At 40.0% G+C, this 16,732-nt stretch carries 15 protein-coding genes, 3 tRNA genes and 1 pseudogene; 11 read left to right on the top strand and 8 right to left on the bottom strand.

Going from position 1 to position 16,732, the window contains the following annotated elements:
- A pseudogene (locus KMW37_RS06955) lies at positions 1–694 on the bottom strand (DDE-type integrase/transposase/recombinase); the annotation flags it as partial.
- A gap of 129 nt (positions 695–823) precedes the next feature.
- Between KMW37_RS06955 and KMW37_RS06950 the strand changes: the two are divergent.
- Positions 824–1,576, top strand: coding sequence for a hypothetical protein (locus KMW37_RS06950; protein WP_215223872.1), 753 nt, complete (start codon positions 824–826; stop codon positions 1,574–1,576).
- Between the two features lie 79 nt (positions 1,577–1,655).
- Here the strand turns inward: KMW37_RS06950 and KMW37_RS06945 are convergent, their stop codons facing one another.
- Positions 1,656–2,096, bottom strand: coding sequence for a DUF2147 domain-containing protein (locus KMW37_RS06945; RefSeq protein ID WP_215223871.1), 441 nt, complete (start codon positions 2,094–2,096; stop codon positions 1,656–1,658).
- Between the two features lie 262 nt (positions 2,097–2,358).
- Here KMW37_RS06945 and gldC point away from each other — a divergent pair, with 262 nt between their 5' ends.
- The 3 genes from gldC (at position 2,359) to KMW37_RS06930 (ending at position 7,263) form a co-directional block, all read left to right on the top strand.
- The gene (gldC, locus tag KMW37_RS06940) at positions 2,359–2,700 is read left to right on the top strand and encodes a gliding motility protein GldC (RefSeq protein WP_215223870.1); all 342 of its coding nucleotides are present in this window, start codon (positions 2,359–2,361) and stop codon (positions 2,698–2,700) included.
- 205 nt (positions 2,701–2,905) lie between these two features.
- A complete protein-coding gene (locus KMW37_RS06935) occupies positions 2,906–5,797 on the top strand; it encodes a TonB-dependent receptor (protein ID WP_246581367.1) in 2,892 nt (963 codons plus the stop codon).
- An 11-nt stretch (positions 5,798–5,808) separates the two neighbouring features.
- Complete coding sequence (locus tag KMW37_RS06930; RefSeq protein WP_215223869.1) at positions 5,809–7,263, top strand: hypothetical protein; 1,455 nt, start codon at positions 5,809–5,811, stop codon at positions 7,261–7,263.
- Positions 7,264–7,384: 121 nt separating this feature from the next.
- Here KMW37_RS06930 and KMW37_RS06925 read toward each other — a convergent pair.
- The 3 genes from KMW37_RS06925 to KMW37_RS06915 all read right to left on the bottom strand — a co-directional run bounded on the left by KMW37_RS06925 (position 7,385) and on the right by KMW37_RS06915 (position 7,783).
- Positions 7,385–7,456: transfer RNA gene (locus KMW37_RS06925), tRNA-Glu, on the bottom strand.
- Positions 7,457–7,612: 156 nt separating this feature from the next.
- A tRNA-Glu gene (locus tag KMW37_RS06920) sits at positions 7,613–7,684 on the bottom strand.
- A gap of 24 nt (positions 7,685–7,708) precedes the next feature.
- A tRNA-Glu gene (locus KMW37_RS06915) sits at positions 7,709–7,783 on the bottom strand.
- Positions 7,784–7,986: 203 nt separating this feature from the next.
- On the opposite strand from KMW37_RS06915, the gene gap reads away from it, so the two are divergent.
- The 3 genes from gap (at position 7,987) to KMW37_RS06900 (ending at position 10,471) form a co-directional block, all read left to right on the top strand.
- On the top strand, positions 7,987–8,988 hold the full coding sequence (gene gap, locus KMW37_RS06910) for a type I glyceraldehyde-3-phosphate dehydrogenase (RefSeq protein WP_215223868.1): 1,002 nt from the start codon (positions 7,987–7,989) through the stop codon (positions 8,986–8,988).
- Between the two features lie 14 nt (positions 8,989–9,002).
- Entirely contained in the window at positions 9,003–9,533 is a 531-nt protein-coding gene (locus KMW37_RS06905) for a YdeI/OmpD-associated family protein (protein WP_215223867.1), read from the top strand.
- A gap of 68 nt (positions 9,534–9,601) precedes the next feature.
- On the top strand, positions 9,602–10,471 hold the full coding sequence (locus tag KMW37_RS06900) for a cation diffusion facilitator family transporter (protein ID WP_215223866.1): 870 nt from the start codon (positions 9,602–9,604) through the stop codon (positions 10,469–10,471).
- A gap of 49 nt (positions 10,472–10,520) precedes the next feature.
- Here the strand turns inward: KMW37_RS06900 and KMW37_RS06895 are convergent, their stop codons facing one another.
- Genes KMW37_RS06895 through KMW37_RS06885 form a run of 3 tightly spaced genes read right to left on the bottom strand, consistent with a single transcriptional unit; the run spans position 10,521 to position 12,415 of the window.
- Entirely contained in the window at positions 10,521–11,117 is a 597-nt protein-coding gene (locus tag KMW37_RS06895; RefSeq protein WP_215223865.1) for a class I SAM-dependent methyltransferase, read from the bottom strand.
- A 6-nt stretch (positions 11,118–11,123) separates the two neighbouring features.
- Positions 11,124–11,540, bottom strand: coding sequence for an alternative ribosome rescue aminoacyl-tRNA hydrolase ArfB (arfB, locus tag KMW37_RS06890; protein ID WP_246581366.1), 417 nt, complete (start codon positions 11,538–11,540; stop codon positions 11,124–11,126).
- 2 nt (positions 11,541–11,542) lie between these two features.
- Positions 11,543–12,415: an AraC family transcriptional regulator gene (locus tag KMW37_RS06885; RefSeq protein WP_215223864.1), complete on the bottom strand. Its 873-nt coding sequence runs from the start codon at positions 12,413–12,415 to the stop codon at positions 11,543–11,545.
- Positions 12,416–12,615: 200 nt separating this feature from the next.
- On the opposite strand from KMW37_RS06885, the gene KMW37_RS06880 reads away from it, so the two are divergent.
- The 4 genes from KMW37_RS06880 to KMW37_RS06865 all read left to right on the top strand — a co-directional run bounded on the left by KMW37_RS06880 (position 12,616) and on the right by KMW37_RS06865 (position 16,732).
- Positions 12,616–13,929, top strand: coding sequence for an L-fuconate dehydratase (locus KMW37_RS06880; RefSeq protein ID WP_215223863.1), 1,314 nt, complete (start codon positions 12,616–12,618; stop codon positions 13,927–13,929).
- Positions 13,930–14,002: 73 nt separating this feature from the next.
- Positions 14,003–14,758, top strand: a complete 756-nt coding sequence (locus KMW37_RS06875; RefSeq protein ID WP_215223862.1) for an SDR family NAD(P)-dependent oxidoreductase — start codon at positions 14,003–14,005, stop codon at positions 14,756–14,758.
- 209 nt (positions 14,759–14,967) lie between these two features.
- Complete coding sequence (locus tag KMW37_RS06870) at positions 14,968–15,825, top strand: fumarylacetoacetate hydrolase family protein (RefSeq protein WP_215223861.1); 858 nt, start codon at positions 14,968–14,970, stop codon at positions 15,823–15,825.
- 79 nt (positions 15,826–15,904) lie between these two features.
- Positions 15,905–16,732, top strand: a complete 828-nt coding sequence (locus tag KMW37_RS06865; protein WP_215223860.1) for an amidohydrolase family protein — start codon at positions 15,905–15,907, stop codon at positions 16,730–16,732.

The following is a 16,732-nucleotide window of genomic DNA, read 5'->3' as shown; positions in this document are numbered from 1 at the left end:
GGGAGCGGTTGATCTCGGGTTCATATTTACTGGCCCTGGTGACCGCCGATTTTAGGTTGTCAGAGACCACGGCCTTGGAAACGCCCCCATAAAACCACATCATGTTGTTCATGCAGTGGACAAGGTCTTCACGCTTCTGGCTCCAACATGCCTCTACATAGGTATACAGGCTGAAGGGGAGCACGGCGACAAAGACTTCCGCCTTTTTCACTTCCCCGGTATCACGGTCCACGACTTCCATCCTTGTGCCCGCAAAATCGATGAACACCTCATGGCCGGGAAGGTGTTCAAGCTTCATGGAACCCTCTGCATTGGGATATTTTCTATGGTAATGTTCCATGAACTGCGTATAGCTGTAGGGACTGTCCACAAGCTGCCTGTACTCCTCGTAATGGTGTAGAAAGGTAAACCCGGGATGGTTTCTTACGGCTTTCCCCTGTTCAAAATAACGCATCAGGGCATCGAACCTGTCATTCTTTATGGTGGTGCGGGAAGGGAACAGCTCCCTTAATCTAATGTTGGTAAGGGACAGGACCTCATCAACTTCGTAGTCCGAGGCTGCAAGCCAGGAGATGTACTGGTTGACCGTATTGCGGGAAATCCCCAGCACGGTACCTATTTTCCGGTTGCTGAGCCCGTCCCTGTGTAAACTGAAAATCTGCTTTATATCCATGGGATCAAGTACGTTGGCCATATCGCTCTTTTTTTAGGCGATATAGCAGGTTAAACTTGATCTTTCAAAAGTGGCACAGTTCGAACCGAAATCCCAACTGGAAATGGCACGGTTTAAACCGAAAGGCCTGGCACAGTTTGACCGAAAAGGGTGGCACAATTCAAACCGTTATATCCATGCTGCATTATTTTTGTTAATTGTACCAATAAGCCAAAAGCAGATACATCCAAAGAGATCATTTCATCTGAAGATATAATCATTTTAGATGTTGAAACACAAGGATACAAAATCCTTATTGAAGAAATTGAGAATCCCAAAAAGTCAATCATTACCAACAGTCATAGTTTAACCCCCTATTTAGGAGTAAAGGCTGATTATATATCATTAAGAGACCTAATGGGATTAATCAAAAATATTGACCCAAGCTCAATTGAACTTGCCAACAGGTCTTTAGACAATAAGCATTATAGTGTTTTGATCAGCCAAAACTGGGTAGATGAAAACCGAGAGGAAAAGATCAAAAATGCTATCATTGAAGCTTTGGGAATTAGTATAGAAACGCAACAAACCTATTTTGACACTACTGTTGTTGCTTTGTCTGAGAGATCTAAGTTTTTAAAATTTTCCAGCGAACAACCTGAGAAAACAATAAAAAACAAGTTTACCTTGTCCCGAGATTTTATCTCATTTGAAAATACAGACCTGGATAATTTAGTCGCTTCACTGGACAGTCACTTTAATAAAGTGCTTACTCTTAATTCAAAAGAAACACAAAGAATAAACTACAAAATAAAGAGAGCAGACTGGAATACAACTAAAATCCGATTGGAAACCGGCTTGGGATTATCTTTTAGTGCCAAGAACAACCCAATAGCAATAGAAAAATTAATTATCTCAAATTAGTCTTAAACTGAGAATTTGTAAATTCATAAAGAAAAGCTTTCAGAAGACACTAAAAAGAAATTTCAAACAATCCAAAAACCTACTCTTCACTGATTCTCTCCCAATACAGCGATTTCCCAAAACTAGGTAAACCAATATATCCCCTCACTTCGATCCTGTCATTTCCAATTAGTTTTACGAGACACTTGTAAGTCTCCCCGCTTTCGGGATCATATATTTTTCCTCCGGACCATTGTCCATCAGCGTATTCCAAGGAATGAATAAGGTGAACTTTATTAAGCGGTTGATTTCTTAGTTTGGGATCTTTATTATTTGAATCTTTTCTTATATGTCCATTCTCTTTCTCCGTCTTTAACCAGAAAATCTTACCAAAGTATTCCCCCTTGTCTTTATATATAAGTACCTTGGCCTCCTTATCCTCTGTCAACCAAAGCCCCTTAATATCATCGGCATTCTGGGCATATGAGACCGAAAGGACAATAAAATTCAGGACAATTAGATAGACCGCTTTTTTGAGCATATTATTTTTTTTCCAAAACTAATGATTTATGAATTCAATTTTTCATCAATCATGAATAGACATCAGCAAATTGAATCTTTCTATAACATATATATAGGGTTTAACAACATCCCTCTGAATCAAGAAGAATACCAAAATATTAATTCTTACCTTATATTCCGTAAAAGACCCTTAACTAAGAATTTAAAAGAATTCTTTATCTTTTTTTGGGGAACTCAAGTCATTCTTTAGTAGTTTTGCAATCTAAAATTGAAACCAACACATGAAAAATTCTGAGATAAAGTTTAAAATTAATCTTGACGAAAAGAACCTGCCAAAAACCATTGAATGGGATGCTACCGACAAAGAAGGTGATGGTTCGGAACAAACCAAAAGTATAAGTTTAAATGTTTGGGATAATCTAAACCACAGCACACTTAGAATCGATCTTTGGACAGAGGAAATGTCAGTTGTAGAAATGAAAAGATTCTATATTGACATTTTGGGCGGTATGGCCCAAACAATTCTGAACAGCACCGGTGATGAATATATGTCTGAAGAAATGAAAGATCTTTGCGATAGATTGGTTCAACATGTGAATGAAGAAAATAAAAATGTAAAATAACAGCTTATTTACATTTACAGTTTAAATATATTGAACGCCAGTATTTCATAAAATACTGGCGTTTTTATTTATACAAAAAACAAACAATCAATAGGTTAGAAAATCCTGCTTTCTGGCAGCCTGTATTGCCCCTTTTTTTACTGGCTTAAAACATTCGTTAAAAAATTATTTTTAGTATATTCCTAATAAACAAACCCAATTTAACATGAGAAAACGAATGCCAAACTACCACTGGCTGTATTCCCTATTTACAGTTTGTCTTTTGGTATGTTACCAAACGCAGCTGTTTGCACAGGAACCAACAACAGTAATTTCAGGATCTGTAATTGATGAGTACAGTAATGAAAGGCTGATTGGAGTGAATATTCTTGTTAAAGGGAAGGTGATAGGAACCATTACAGATTTAGATGGGAATTTTTCATTGAGTGTTCATCAAGCTCCTCCTCTAGTCCTTATTTTTTCCATGGTTGGTTATACCAGTAAAGAAGTAACTATTGACCAAAGCAATACCGAAGACCTACAAATTTCCCTGGAAGAACAGACACTTTTGGGCCAAGAAGTGGTCGTCTCTGCTTCTCGGGTAGAGGAAAGTATATTAAGCTCTCCGGTATCCATAGAAAAAATGGACATATTGAGCATAAAAGGCTCTCCCAGCGATAATTATTATAAGGCCATAGGTAACCTAAAAGGGGTGGATGTGAGTTCCTCATCCATCAATTTCCAAATCATCAATGCCAGAGGATTTAACTCCACTGGCAATACCAGGTTTGTACAGCTTATCGATGGAATGGATACTCAGGCTCCAGCCTTGAATTTCCCCATCAGTAACCTTAATGGCCCTTCAGAACTGGACGTGGAAAGTGTTGAGCTTATTCCCGGAGCTTCTTCGGCCCTCTATGGTCCGAATGCTTTCAATGGAATTCTACTGGTCAATAGCAAAAGCCCCTTTGATTACCAAGGCCTAAGTGCTTATTACAAACAGGCTTTTAACCATTTCAATGGCACGGAAGGAGAACCACAAAGTGTTCAACCTATCTATGAGGCAGCCATTCGATACGCCAAGGCCTTTAATAATAAATGGGCTTTCAAACTCAGTGGTTCACTAATGGAGGCCACAGACTGGTACGGTACTGATATGTCCGATCTTAATGCGGTAAGTCAAGGTAATTTGCCGTTCAATCCAGGCGCTAACAGGATCCATGTTTTCGGGGACGAAGTGGCCAATAATATAGGATTATTAAGAAACCTGACCTCTGTTCAACAAGCAGCAAACAATTTGGGGATCGGTGATTATATTCCTAGCATTCCTGACCAGGTTGTTTCTAGAACAGGCTATGAAGAAAGGTATTTAGTAGATTATGGCGCATCCAATTATAAATTCAACGGAGCATTGCACTATAGGATAAATGACCAAGTAGAACTCTCCTATACCGTTAATTATGGCTCGGGAACCTCTGTTTACACTGGAGCACAGAGATATTCCCTGTCAGAGTTTAATATCACTCAACATAAACTAGAGCTGAAGGGAGATAATTTCTTCTTAAGGACCTATACCACCCGGGAAAACTCAGGAGGATCATTTATCGCTGATTTGACCGGCGTTCGAATCAATGACACTTGGAAGGATAATACCACTTGGTTTGGCGAATATACCTTAGCTTACCTACTCTCCCTAGCCCAACAAGGAGTAGTTCCCGGTGCCCCAGGAAGTATTGACCAGCAAGCAGCTGCTCACCAGTTTGCGAGAAATATAGCAGATGTAGGAAGATATACCCCAGGTTCTGAATTGTACAATAGTACAGCAGAAGAGATAAAATCTGATTTTGTTCCCCAAGGCTCACTATTCAATGATCGCTCACGCATGTATATGACGGAGGGCCAATATGATTTTAAAAATGAAATTGATTTTATCAACCTTCAGGCAGGAGCAAGCTATAGGCTTTATGATCTTAGCTCAGGAGGAACCATTTTCCCTGACGGAGAAGGAAACGATATTACCATTTCAGAGTTTGGTGCTTTTGCTCAGGCTTCCAAGTCATTATGGAAAAACCATTTGAAGCTAATGGCCTCCCTGAGATATGATAAAAATGAAAATTTCAAAGGACAGGTTAATCCAAGAATTTCTGCCGTAATCACTCAGGGAAATTCTAATATTCGACTGTCTTATCAGACTGGATTTAGAATGCCCACAACTCAGGGCCAACATATCGACCTTAACGTGGTTTCTGCAAGACTACTGGGAGGACTCCCCTATTACAGACAGAAATATAAAATATTTGAAAATGCATTTAGTCTAGCTTCAGTCAACGATTATACTGCCGCTGTCAGCTCTGGATTAAGCCCTGTTGATCCTGAAGCCACTAGTTTGCTGGTAGCGGTAAATGACCTTCCAGCGCTAAGGCCCGAACAAGTGAATTCCTTTGAAATCGGTTATAAAGGCCTAATTCTAGACAATAGATTGCTGGTAGACTTTGCCTACTATTTCAATTCCTATAACGACTTTATTACTCAAACAGCAGTGAGAAAGGCCCCGGGACCTGTGTATCCAACGCCTATCAGTGAAGACCAATTGGCCATCAATGCTGTTAATGCGCCTTCATTATTGACCCCAATCACCACACCAGGACAGGAAAACACTTTCCAAACCTACACCAACTTGGTCGGCAATACAGTTAGGGCAAATGGAGCCGCTTTAGGACTTGAATACAGTCTTCCTAGAAGTTTTACCATTGGCGGTAATTATAATTATAATAAACTAATCAGTGATATCCCAGAAGGCTTTTTAGCTGATTTTAATACTCCTGAGCATAAATTCAACTTGAGTTTTGGAAACAGAAAATTGACAGATCGTCTTGGGTTTGGAATCAATTACCGCTACCAAACTGCCTTTAGATGGGAATCTTCATTTGCACGTGGAGAAGTTCCCGAAGTAGGTCTTTTGGATGCCCAGGTCAACTATAAAGTAAAGGCTATCAAGTCCGTGCTCAAACTTGGAGGATCCAATGTCTTGAACAAAAGGTATACCCTGAATTATGGCGGACCTAAAGTGGGAGCCATTTATTATATCAGTATAACATTTGACGAGTTATTGAACTAAATCCAAGCTATATGAAAACCCAAAGACATTTATATTTACTGCTATTGACTTTGTTTTTCTCAGCTTGTCAATATGATTTTCCTGATTTGCCGCAGGAAAATCCTGATCCCGGTGAGGCAGACTTTTCTAAAACCATAGCAGTGGGCAACTCCATCACTGCGGGATATATGGACGGAGCCCTTTATAACCGGGGCCAACAAAATTCCTTTATGGTGATTTTGGCCCAGCAGTTTGAGCAAGTGGGTGGCGGTGCTTTTAACAGTCCAGATATAAATTCTGAAAATGGATTTTTTGCCATGGGGCCGAATGGTCCTTTGGGGAGGTTAATACTGACCAATAATCCACTATTGGGACAGGTATTACCTGCTCCTATCGGTCCTGGAGACTTACCTGCTGCTTATACTGGTGATAAGTCTGAACTCAATAATTTCTCAGTTCCAGGTATTACCCTAGGACAAGCACTTACTCCTTTAACCGGAGGACCACCTAGTGGAAACAATCCTGCCTATAACCCGCTTTATGCTCGATTTGCCAGCAATCCCGGTCAATCCACACTGATCGGAGACGCAGCAAGTGCACTGACCAATGGAGGATCATTTTTCAGTTTTTGGCTCGGAGGCAATGATGTTCTCGGCTATGCCATAGGTGGAGCTGCTGACCCTTCGATTCTCACCTCAGATGAAGATTTCCAAATCCGTTTTACCGCAGCACTCAATACATTGCTCACAGCCAATGAATCGGCCAATGGAATGGTGTTTAATATTCCTCAAATCGTGGATTTGCCCTATTTCAATCTGGTCCCTTATAACCCTCTTCCTTTGAGCCAAGCAGAAGCTGATCAGGTTAATCAAGGTTACGCTGCTTATAACGGAGGCTTGATTCAGGCCCAAAGCCTTGGACTCATTTCGGAGGAAGAGCGCAATTACAGGACCATTAGGTTTGAAGCTGGATTAAATGCCTTTGTGATGGAAGATGAAAACCTTACAGACCTAAGCGCATTAGGAATGCCATCAATGCGTCAAAGCACAATGGAAGATAAAGCTGTCTTATTGCTTTCAGAAGCTTTAACCCCAAGGGAAAACAGTCCACAAAGAGGTGTTGAATTTCCAGTGGAAGACGAATATGTACTGACACCAGAGGAGCAAGATGAAATCAACTCAAAAATCAGCACCTTTAATTCTTATATTACCAATACGGTCAGCGCAAACGCTGAGAGATTGGTGTTGATCAATATCCAATCTTTTTTTGACCAATTACAAAACGGTGAAATAAATTCAGGAGGGGCCATATTAACGGCTAGTATCATCCCTCCCAATGGGGGCTTTTCTGTAGATGGAATTCATCCCAATGCCCGCACACACGCATTTATCAGCAACCTATGTGCAGAAGCAATAAACCAAAAATGGAATGCAGTTATTCCCAAGGTGAATCCAAATGCTTATATGGGAAATGACTTACCTAGATAACAAAAAAAACCTGCTTAAAAAAGCAGGTTTTTTCAATTCACTTTAACCACTAACAACCATAAAACAAATATCCGTCATGCTCATTTGAGCAATCGGGACTGATGAAAACATCGCTTTGTCGTAGTCCGTACGGGAATCGAACCCGTGTTTCATCCGTGAAAGGGATGCGTCCTAACCCCTAGACGAACGGACCATAATCCATAGACAAGCACAAGCTGTCCTTTTTAATAAAAAAATCCTGCTTAAATAAAGCAGGATTTTCCATTCACTTTAACCACTAACAACCATAAAACAAAAATTCATCATGCTCAAAAGAGCAATCAGAAATGATGAAAACATCACTTTGTCGTAGTCCGTACGGGAATCGAACCCGTGTTTCATCCGTGAAAGGGATGCGTCCTAACCCCTAGACGAACGGACCATAATCGAAAAGACAAGGCTAAAATGGTAGTCCGTACGGGAATCGAACCCGTGTTTCATCCGTGAAAGGGATGCGTCCTAACCCCTAGACGAACGGACCATTTTGTTTTTATTTCCTTGCCTTTTCTTTAAGGTGATGCAAATATAGAGGGTTAAATTAACAATGCAAAACCCAACCAAAAATTATTTGGTATTTTCTTACAACCAACTGGAAACGAAGGAGAAAAATTTAACTGTAGTCAATTTGCCCGTTCTTTAGTAATTTCACATGCAGAAATTATAACCCAAATTGGTAAAATAAGCATGGCAAAAATCAAGGTAGCCATCAATGGCTTTGGCCGAATTGGCCGATACACTTTTAAACTTCTAGAGAAAAACCCTCAAGTGGATGTGATAGCCATCAACGATCTGATGGACATTAAAAACCTTTCCCACCTCTTGAAATACGATTCTGTACATGGGCGCTTTCAAGGGGAAGTCATCACCCAAGATTCCAATATCATGGTCAATGGCAAAACCATACATATATATGGTGAAAAAGATCCCGCCAAGTTACCATGGAAAGACTTGAACATAGACTTGGTAATTGAATGTACAGGTCGATTTGTTTCTAAGGAGAAAGCAGAAGAACACCTACAAGCTGGGGCAAAAAGGGTAATCATCTCTGCTCCTGCCCTAGGTGAAGTTCCTACTGTTGTCCTAGGTGTGAATGATCATACCATTACTGGAAAGGAAAGAATTATTTCCAATGCTTCCTGCACCACCAACTGTCTGGCCCCAATGATAAAAGTCTTGGAGGAAGAATTTGGCATTGATAGAGGATTTGTATCTACTGTACATTCCTATACAGCTGACCAGAACCTTCAAGATGCTCCCCACCGGGATCTTAGAAGGGCTAGGGCTGCTGCCTGCTCCATTATCCCTACGACTACCAATGCAGCCAAAGCTGTTGAGCTGGTGATGCCAGAAATCAAAGGAAAAATCCATGCCATGGCCTATAGGGTACCTGTACCTGATGGTTCATTGACAGAAATGAATGTAATCCTGAAAAAAGATACCAACAGAGAAGCAATCAATAATGTCTTTAAAGAAGCCTCAGAAGGTGCAATGAAGGGCTATTTGGAATATATTGAAGATCCATTGGTATCATCTGATATTATTGGAAACCCACACTCCTGTATATTTGACTCTGATTTAACAGAGGTAAAAGGCAACTTCGTAAAATTGATAGGTTGGTACGACAATGAATCGGGATACGCCAATAGAGTAGTTGATCTAGTATTAAAACTAAGCCAATTTGAATAATCGTTGACCTACTGATGATGAAGACCATTTCCTTTGAAGCTGTTTTGGAGAATTTCCATTCCAAACTCTGGCAATACCATATCCCCGTCCCTGCTGAAATAGCTGATCAATTTATTGATAAGGACAATAGAAGGGTGATTTGCCACCTTGGAAGCACTTCCTTTCAGGCAGCTTTAATGAAGACCAAGGAATACTGGTTTATACTAATCAATCAAAAAATAAGGGAGGACCTGAGCCTTAACGAAGGAGATACAGTTGGTTTAAAACTTGAGAAAGACCACTCGGAATATGGACATGAAATGCCTGAGGAGCTTCAAGTACTCTTGGATCAAGATGAAGAAGGAAACGGGTATTTCAAGTCCTTGACTATGGGAAAACAAAGGAGCTTGATATACATAGTCCTCAAAGTCAAAAACAGCCACAGCAGATTAAATAAATCCTTGGCTATTGTTGACCATCTGAAAGAAGTCCGGGGAAAATTAGACTTCAAATTGCTAAATGAAAAAATCAAATACTATAACAACTTAGACAAACCTCTAAAATAGCTAATTGCAACTGAGTGGAATGAATTTAGTAGTATTTTTAATTTTGAAAATCATTAATTCAAACTGCTATGTCGCACCATCATCACCATGGTCAAAACAACATAAAAACAGCTTTTTTTCTCAATCTGGCATTCACCATTTTGGAGTTTTTTGGAGGCATCTATGTCAATAGTATCGCCATAATTTCTGACGCCCTCCACGATCTTGGAGACAGCCTCTCACTTGGGCTTTCCTGGTATTTGGATAATAAATCAAAAAAGGACGCCACCAATACATTTACCTTTGGCTATAAGAGATTCTCCTTGTTGGGAGCATTGATTAACAGCCTTGTACTCATAGTTGGTTCTATATTTATCATTCGTGAGAGTTTTATGCGGCTTTTTGAGCCAGAGTTCTCGGATGCCAAGGGCATGATGATTTTTGCAATCATTGGAGTCCTTGTAAATGGCTATGCAGCATTTAAGCTTAGTCATGGTAAAACCCTAAATGAAAAGGTCATCTCATGGCACCTAATTGAGGATGTTTTGGGCTGGGCTGCAGTATTGGTAGCCTCGATTATCATGATGTTCTGGGAGACTCCCTATCTCGATCCCGCGCTATCCATATTGATAACCCTTTATATCCTTTGGAATGTAATCAAAAGATTGAAGGAAACCTTGATGATCTTTTTACAGGCCAGTCCTAAAGAAATTGATGAGCAAGAAATCACCGCAAAAATCAAGGCCCTTCCCCATGTGGCTTCCATTCACCATGTGCATATCTGGTCACTTGATGGTGAAAAGCATGTTTTCACGGCACATATAAAACTCAAAGAAGTAGCAGGATTTGACGAAGTACTGTTACTGAAAAAGGAATTGAGGACTCTCCTAAAGGCCTATCCTTTTTCACATCATACTATTGAAGTGGAGCTGCCTGAAGAGATTTGCGCCATGGATTAAACAAGGTTCAAAACACTTTAACTCAAGTTAAAAACTACTCCCCTCTGGATCAATATCGCTTTTCCCAAAAGACTAATTTGCCTTTCGCCAAGGAAGCCCTCTGAAGGTAACTATTAGGAATCGCCTCTGAATCTGAACAATAGGTTGCTACTCGGGTTCCCATGGGCATAGCATCAAGTTGGCTTTTCAGGTACAGCGTATAGCTTTGATAAATTTCCTCATTAACTACAGCATCCTTATCTATCGCATCAATGGTATCCAAGTTTTCATGGAAGGAATTAAAAAAATAAAATGCATCGAATTGTTTCAAATCCAATTCCTCTACTGAAGAATGTAAAAAAATTACCCGCCTGTCCAAACCCAATTCATTGGCTATTTTTCTAGAGATCTTCACCAAAGGTGCACGTTTCTCCACTCCATAAAAAGTGCACTTTGATTGCATTGCCCCTATCAAACAGAATTTTCCGGAACCTGAACCAATGTCCAAAATCTTGGTATTTTCATCCTGGCATAAAAATTCAAGGGTCTGCTTGACAATTGGTAAGGGAGTCCAATGCCTAGAGGAAAGCTGTCGAATTTTCGGCGGGAACAAAAGATCAAAATCCCTGTCCATAAATTCATTGGGCAATAGTAATTTATCCTTCATATTGGACTAATAAAGCTTCTTTCTCCACTGTTTCTTTTCCGCCTGCTTCTTTTTACTTTCCAACCTCCTCTTAACTGCTGCCTTGCCTGGTTTGGTTGCCTTTCTTACTTTTTTCCTCACAAAAACGCCACTCAATACTTTTTGCAACTTCTTCAGGGCTATGGTTTTATTCTGTAGCTGGGACCGACTTTCTTGGACAGTAATTTGTAAGGTTCCATCTGCATTAAGACTTTCTGATAGGCCTTTTCTTAACTTATCTTTCTCTTCTTCATCAAATAATTGACTTGACTCAATATCAAAGACCAATACAACTTTTGTATTCACTTTATTGACATTTTGCCCTCCTGGACCGCCACTTTTAACAGCTTTTATGCTTGCCTCAGACGAAAAGTCAATGACACTTATTTCCGCAGCACTTCTCAAAACTATCGATGTTTTTTATGTTTCTTCATATATTCAGAAGGGGAAATATCCATTACATTCTTGAACTGTCTATTGAAATTCGAAAGGTTATTAAAACCACATTCATAACCCACTTCGGAAATATTTAACCTTTCTTCGATCAATAATTTACAGGCATATCCCACCCTGATTTCATTAAGAAATTTAGAGTAGGTTTTCTTGGTGGATTTTTTAAAATACCTACAAAAAGCAGTAGGATTCAGATGCACCAATTCAGCCACTTCTTCCAGAGTAATATTCCTTTTGAAATTGTTAAAGGTAAATGAATACACCTTGTCCACTCTATCATCACCTGTAATATGTAATGGAAAACTAAAACCATCGGTGCTTAACAGCTCTATTTCATCTTCCTTAGACAGAGTAGCCAAAAACTCCATCAAAATCACCAATTGATCCACCCCCTCAGCATCATGTAGCTTTTGCATCCAAAGTAACGCATTCTTCTTAGTCTCTCCCAGGAATTTTATCCCTTGATTGGCCTTTTCAAGGAGTTTCCTTATCTGCTTCATTTCAGGAAGGCGTAAAAAATCCTCTCCTGCAAAATTCTTATTAAAATGAACAGAATATGCCTCTGCACTCGCCTCTACTTTCTCGTCAAAATACTCGGGATCATTCTGCCATAAATGGGGCAAATTTTCCCCAATCAGGATCAAATCTCCCTGATCAAATTGCTCAATATTATCCCCGATAAACCTTGTCCCCTTACTCTTAAGAATATATACCAATTCAAGTTCACTATGATAATGCCAAATATCCAGAAAATAGGGATAGGAATGTTTGGCCACCAAAAACGAGCGGTCAAAGGGGCTTTTTCTTTCAAGTAATTTGGCTTTCATATAACTTGTTAAATCTTAGATCATTTTGTGATTTATTGCGACCAATATTACAAATATTATCGAACAAAATCAAAACTACCCAAAAAGTAAGCAAAAATAGTATTATATATAACTAAGATTAATGTAGCCATTAAGTACAAAACATGTCAACTTGCATGATCTTTTCTAAGAAGCAAAATAGAACAATATATTAATTGAAAATGAACATTAAAATTACCGACTATCTGGTAAAGGATATTAGATTTCCAACCAGTAAAGAAAAACATGGATCAGATGCGATGAACCCTGATCCTGATTATTCTGCTGCATATATCATTCTAAAGACCAACCATCCTGAATTGGAAGGTCATGGATTGACTTTTACCATAGGTAGAGGTAATGAAATTTGTTGTGCAGCTTTGGAAGCCATTGCACACCATGTAATCGGAAAGGACCTGGCTGAATTTACAGCAGACATGGGAGCATTTTGGAAAATGGTGAATAGTGACAGCCAAATCAGGTGGCTGGGACCGGAAAAAGGTGTGGTGCACTTGGCCACAGGAGCCTTGGTTAATGCTGTTTGGGACCTTTATGCCAAAGCTGAGAAAAAACCACTTTGGAAGCTCATCGGAGAAATGTCTCCAGAAGAATTGGTAAAATGTATTGACTTTACTTATATCACTGATGTAGTGACCCCTGAAGAAGCTTTGGAGATCTTCAAAGAAACCACCGAAGGCAAAGCCGAACGCATTAAATTCCTAGAAGAAAACGGTTATCCTGGATACACCACCTCTGCTGGTTGGTTGGGCTATACGGATGATAAAATCAGGAGACTTTGCCGCGAAGCCAAACAAGAAGGCTGGAAGCATATCAAAATGAAAGTAGGTGCCAATTTGGATGATGATATGCGCCGAGCAGCCATCATTCGCGAGGAGATAGGCGACGACATGTACCTCATGATGGATGCCAACCAAAGATGGGAAGTTAGTGAAGCCATTGAAAACATGAAACAATTGGCTAAATTTAACCCACTTTGGATCGAAGAGCCTACCAGTCCTGATGATATCCTAGGCCATAAAGCCATCAGCGACGGAGTTAAACCTATCTTGGTTGCCACTGGTGAGCATTGCCAAAACAGGGTTATCTTCAAGCAGTTGATGAAAGCTGGTGCTTTACAGATTTGTCAGATTGATAGCTGTAGAGTTGGTGGAGTAAATGAAAACCTTGCTATCATGTTGATCGCAAAGAAATTCGATATTCCAGTTTGTCCTCATGCTGGCGGTGTGGGTCTTTGTGAATATGTTCAGCACCTATCCATGATAGACTATATTGCTATCAGTGGAACCATGGAAGGCCGTGTGATCGAATATGTGGATCACTTGCACGAACACTTTATTGATCCAGTGAACATTAAGGATGGTCGTTATCAAGCTCCTAGCCTTCCAGGCTATAGTATTGAAATAAAGGCTGATTCATTGGCTGAATATGACTTTGCCACTGGACCGGTTTGGAACGAAGCACCAGCAAAGGCCTAAAGCGACAGTCCAAAGAAGAAAGAAAACAATTTAAAATTAGCTTTGCAAATTGATTTTGGAAGATAAACAGACCATGGAAAATAAAACCATTTTGATTACCGGTGGAGCAAGTGGAATTGGCTTGGCCATGACCACCCGCTTTGCTGAAGAAGGAGGAAATGTATATTTCATAGATTTTGATCAAAATTCAGGAGAAAAAGTAGCTAAGGAGCTGACAGAAAAAGGTCATAAAGTCACCTTTTTACAGGGAGATGTTTCAAAGACCGAGGAGATGAAAAATACCATTGATTCCATTCCTGGAAATATAGATGTATTGGTCAATAATGCAGGAGTTTCCCATGTAGGAAATTTGGAAAATACCAGTGAAGCTGATTTTGACAGATTGTACCAGGTGAATGTAAAAGGAATATATAACTGCAGCATAGCCAGCCTGCCTAAAATGAAGGAAAACGGTGGTTCCATCGTCAATATGGCTTCAGTGGCTTCTACCATCGGAATTCCTGATCGATTCGCTTATTCCATGACTAAGGGAGCTGTATTTTCCATGACGCTTTCCATGGCCAGGGATTACGTTTCCTATAATATCCGCGTAAACAGCATTGCTCCAGGTCGTGTCCATACTCCTTTTGTTGATGGCTTTTTGGCCAAAAACTACCCTGGACAGGAAAAGGAGATGTTTGACAAATTGGCTGCTACCCAGCCGATAGGAAGAATGGGTACTCCAGAGGAGATTGCTGCTATGGCATTTTACCTTTGCAAGGACGAATCATCCTTCCTAACAGGAGGCAACTACCCTATTGACGGTGGATTTGTTAATCTAAAAATGTAATATAAGAGAGGCTATCTCAAAATTCCACGTCATTGCGATTGTAGCGGTAGCGAAAAGAAGCAATCTCCACTTTCGTACAATCCGAATACATCGAGATCACTTCGCTTCGCTCGTGATGACGTATTTCAGACTTTTGAGAAAGCCTCTATTTTCAATAATAATCTATAACAGGTAAGCCCTCTATTACTTACCTCAAAAGAATAATTAAAATGAAATTATTAAGATTTGGAAATGCTGGCCAAGAAAAGCCAGGTATTGAGAAAGCTGACGGAACACGTATCGACTGTAGTGCTTTCGGACAGGACTGGACAGAAGAATTCTTGGAAAATGACGGCTTGAACAAATTGGCAGCTTGGTTGGAAAACAACGAGGCTGATTGTCCAGTTGTGAGCAATGAAACCCGTCTGGGCCCTCCTATCAAGCGTCCTTCTAAGATCATCTGCATCGGTCTAAACTACTCTTTGCATGCCAAGGAAAGTGGCATGGAAGTACCAAAGCAGCCAGTGATCTTTATGAAGGCCACTTCTTCCCTATGTGGACCAAATGATAATATCATCATCCCTAGAGACTCTGAAAAGACGGATTGGGAAGTAGAATTGGCCGTGATGATCGGTAAAAAAGCCAGCTATGTAGCCAAGGAAGATGCCATGGATTATGTTGCCGGTTATTGCTTGCTTAATGATGTTTCTGAGCGTGACTTCCAATTGAGCCATGGTGGCCAATGGGTAAAAGGAAAAAGTAATGATAACTTCTCTCCTTTAGGACCATATTTGGTAACCAAAGATGAGATCGAAGATCCTCACAACCTTAACCTATGGTTAAAAGTGAATGGCAAAATGCTTCAGAACAGCAATACTTCTGACTTGGTATTTGACATTCCAACTTTGATCAGCCACTTAAGTAATTATATGACCCTATTGCCAGGAGATATCATCTCCACAGGTACTCCTGCTGGTGTTGGCTTGGGATTGAACCCTCCTACCTACTTGAAAGAAGGTGATGTAGTGGAACTTGGTATTGATGGACTGGGAACTTCTAGCCAAACCGCTGTAAACTATAAGGGATAATTTGTTCCTTTAATTATATTTGAACCTGCCAGTCCTGGGATTGGCAGGTTTTATTTGTCTTACCCAAAACAACTGATTAATGAAAATTGATGCCCATCAACATTTTTGGAAATACAATCCAGAAAAGCATGCTTGGATTGAGGAGAACATGTCCGTGATCCGTAAGGATTTTCTTCCTTCAGACCTAAAGCCTTTATTGGATCATGAGGGATTTGATGGTACAGTTGCCGTGCAGGCAGATGAATCATTGGATGAAAATGAATTTTTATTGGAATTGGCCAAAGAAAATCCTTGGATAAAAAAAGTAGTGGGTTGGGTTGACCTTTGTTCAGAAAATATCCTAGAAGATCTAGAAAATTATAGTGACACAGTTAATATGGCTGGTTTTAGAATGATCCTTCAAGGCCAGCCGCCAGAATTGATGGCAGATGCTGCTTTTAGAAAAGGCATGGCCCACTTGGAAAAATTTGGATATACCTATGATATCCTGATCTTCCCTCACCATCTGGAAGAAGCCATAAATCTGGTAAAAAGCTTTCCGAACCAGCCTTTTGTAATAGACCACCTAGCCAAGCCTTATATCAAAGATGGTAAAATAGACGAATGGGCCAAAAACATGAAGATCATTTCAGGTTTTGACAATGTTAGCTGCAAGGTATCTGGGATGGTAACAGAAGCTGATTGGAACAAATGGACCAAAGCTGAATTGGCACCTTATATGGATGTGGTATTTGAAGCTTTTGGCAGCAAAAGACTGATGTTCGGATCTGACTGGCCAGTGGCTTTACTCGCTGCTGATTATCCTAAAAACACAGGTATCGTCAAAGATTATATTGAAGAATTGAGCGAAAAAGAGCAAGCTGATGTCCTTGGATTTACTGCGGCAAACTTTTATGGAATTAAATAA

Origin of the sequence: Echinicola shivajiensis (genome assembly GCF_018642165.1) — a bacterium.
In the GTDB taxonomy this organism is placed as follows: Bacteria; Bacteroidota; Bacteroidia; order Cytophagales; family Cyclobacteriaceae; genus Echinicola; species Echinicola shivajiensis.
Note: the sequence above shows the minus strand (reverse complement) of the source record. Positions and strands in the feature narration are given on the sequence as shown.

Coding starts and splice junctions, on each gene's coding strand:
- KMW37_RS06945 (WP_215223871.1), bottom strand. CDS start 2,096: ATGCTCAAAAAAGCGGTCTATCTAATTGTCCTGAATTTTATTGTCCTT.
- gldC (WP_215223870.1), top strand. CDS start 2,359: ATGAAAAATTCTGAGATAAAGTTTAAAATTAATCTTGACGAAAAGAAC.
- KMW37_RS06935 (WP_246581367.1), top strand. CDS start 2,906: ATGAGAAAACGAATGCCAAACTACCACTGGCTGTATTCCCTATTTACA.
- KMW37_RS06930 (WP_215223869.1), top strand. CDS start 5,809: ATGAAAACCCAAAGACATTTATATTTACTGCTATTGACTTTGTTTTTC.
- gap (WP_215223868.1), top strand. CDS start 7,987: ATGGCAAAAATCAAGGTAGCCATCAATGGCTTTGGCCGAATTGGCCGA.
- KMW37_RS06905 (WP_215223867.1), top strand. CDS start 9,003: ATGATGAAGACCATTTCCTTTGAAGCTGTTTTGGAGAATTTCCATTCC.
- KMW37_RS06900 (WP_215223866.1), top strand. CDS start 9,602: ATGTCGCACCATCATCACCATGGTCAAAACAACATAAAAACAGCTTTT.
- KMW37_RS06895 (WP_215223865.1), bottom strand. CDS start 11,117: ATGAAGGATAAATTACTATTGCCCAATGAATTTATGGACAGGGATTTT.
- KMW37_RS06885 (WP_215223864.1), bottom strand. CDS start 12,415: ATGAAAGCCAAATTACTTGAAAGAAAAAGCCCCTTTGACCGCTCGTTT.
- KMW37_RS06880 (WP_215223863.1), top strand. CDS start 12,616: ATGAACATTAAAATTACCGACTATCTGGTAAAGGATATTAGATTTCCA.
- KMW37_RS06875 (WP_215223862.1), top strand. CDS start 14,003: ATGGAAAATAAAACCATTTTGATTACCGGTGGAGCAAGTGGAATTGGC.
- KMW37_RS06870 (WP_215223861.1), top strand. CDS start 14,968: ATGAAATTATTAAGATTTGGAAATGCTGGCCAAGAAAAGCCAGGTATT.
- KMW37_RS06865 (WP_215223860.1), top strand. CDS start 15,905: ATGAAAATTGATGCCCATCAACATTTTTGGAAATACAATCCAGAAAAG.